At 56.0% G+C, this 1,613-nt stretch carries 2 protein-coding genes; both read right to left on the minus strand.

Translation table 11 applies throughout. The features are described from left to right. Positions 1 to 567, minus strand: a 567-nt coding sequence (locus AUR66_RS16950) for a P-type ATPase (protein ID WP_449271647.1), incomplete at its 3' end; no start/stop codon positions are given. A 391-nt stretch (positions 568 to 958) separates the two neighbouring features. Next, positions 959 to 1,369, minus strand: a complete 411-nt coding sequence (locus tag AUR66_RS16955; RefSeq protein WP_058573370.1) for a GlcG/HbpS family heme-binding protein — start codon at positions 1,367 to 1,369, stop codon at positions 959 to 961. Between the last annotated feature and the right edge of the window lie 244 nt (positions 1,370 to 1,613).

The raw sequence follows: 1,613 nt of genomic DNA on the forward strand, positions 1-1,613 counted from the left end.
ACCGGTAATCATCGACTCGTCTACTGACGAATCACCCTCGACGACTTCGCCGTCGGCGGGGACTGATGCGCCCGGTCGGACGAGGACGACGTCATCTTCAGAAAGGCTGGAGACAGGAACCTCCTCAGTATCCCCACTTTCGGTGATGCGTTCGGCAGTGTCAGGCATGAGTTTCGCGAGTTCGTCGAGTGCACCGGATGCCTGTCGAACAGACCGCATCTCCATCCAGTGGCCCAGCAGCATGACGTCGATGAGCGTAACGAGTTCCCAGAAGAACGGCGTCGTTCCCTCGATGAAGAGACTCGCGATGGAGTAGACGAATGCGACGGTGATTGCCAGCGAGATGAGCATCATCATCCCCGGTTCGCGGTTTTTGACCTCGGTCCGAGCCATCGAGAGGAACGGAACGCCACCGTACGCGAAGATAATCACCGAGAAGACGGGGGTAATCCAGGCGCTCCCGGGGAACACAGGTGCAGTGTAGCCGAAGACCCCCTGAATGAACTCACTGAAGTAGATGACGGGAACCGAGAGGACGAGCGACACCCAGAACCGCCGTCGAAACATCTGTTCGTGGCCGGTGTGGTCAGTGTGTGCCCTGTGGTCGCCACCGTGCCCCTCACCAGTTGCGTGGACGTTGGCTTCGTGTTCCTCGTGTGAGGCGTGAACAGACTCGTCGGCCGCTTCGTGGGTGTGGTCACCGTGTCCGTGTGCTTCGGAACGGTGGTGTCCGTTTGACTGATTTTGGGTATTGTCGTTCATACATTGTGTATTGTTGTCAACCCTCAAGACATTGGCCGGATTGTGCCTCCATGACAGACTGAGTCTCCGACAGACAGCGGTGCGCGCGTCTCGCGTTCTGATTTTCATCCCGTCAGATGCTATCGGCTTGTCAGCAGACGTTCTGTGCTGTGAAAAGGTGTGAAAGTGGATCTGTCGTGAGACAGTCGTCGACGTCCTACAACGATTCAAACTTCTCGACTGCTGCTGATGCGACGGTGACGTCTTCTTCGACGCTGCCGCCAGAGACGCCGACTGCACCGACGACATCCCCGTTGCTCTCCAAGGGGATTCCGCCACCGAACGTGATGATACGCCCGTCGTTCGTCTCGCCGATGCCGTACAACGATTCACCGGGTTGTGAGAGTTCCCAGACCGTGTCTGTGTCGAGTTTTAGCGAGACGGCGGTGTAGGCCTTGTTTTGTGCGATGTCGATACTGGCAAGGAGTGCATCGTCCATCCGGTGGAACGCGACGAGATTCGCACCCTCGTCCATCACTGTGATGCACATCGGAACGTCAATTTCCTCGGCCTTCTGTTCAGCAGTTGCAATCAGTTCTTTTGCGACGTCGAGTGTTACGGCAGTCATTGGTTCGACCCACTTGTTACCATGGATACATAATTATTTAAAATTTCAATTGGGGCCGCCACTTAGAGCTCTCTTCAACAAGAGACGAGAGTGGCGCTTTCTTCCAATCGTGACAGTGGTGGTTTCGGGAATAATTCTTTAGGTGGAAGCCGTTGTTTGACTATGTCACTAGTGACCACCCCTCACGAACTCGGTGGGCGGTACTGGTGTACAGCCGCCCTCCAACAGAGCCGTTCGACGAGCC

Source organism: Haloferax profundi (genome assembly GCF_001469865.1).
GTDB classification, from domain to species: Archaea; Halobacteriota; Halobacteria; order Halobacteriales; family Haloferacaceae; genus Haloferax; species Haloferax profundi.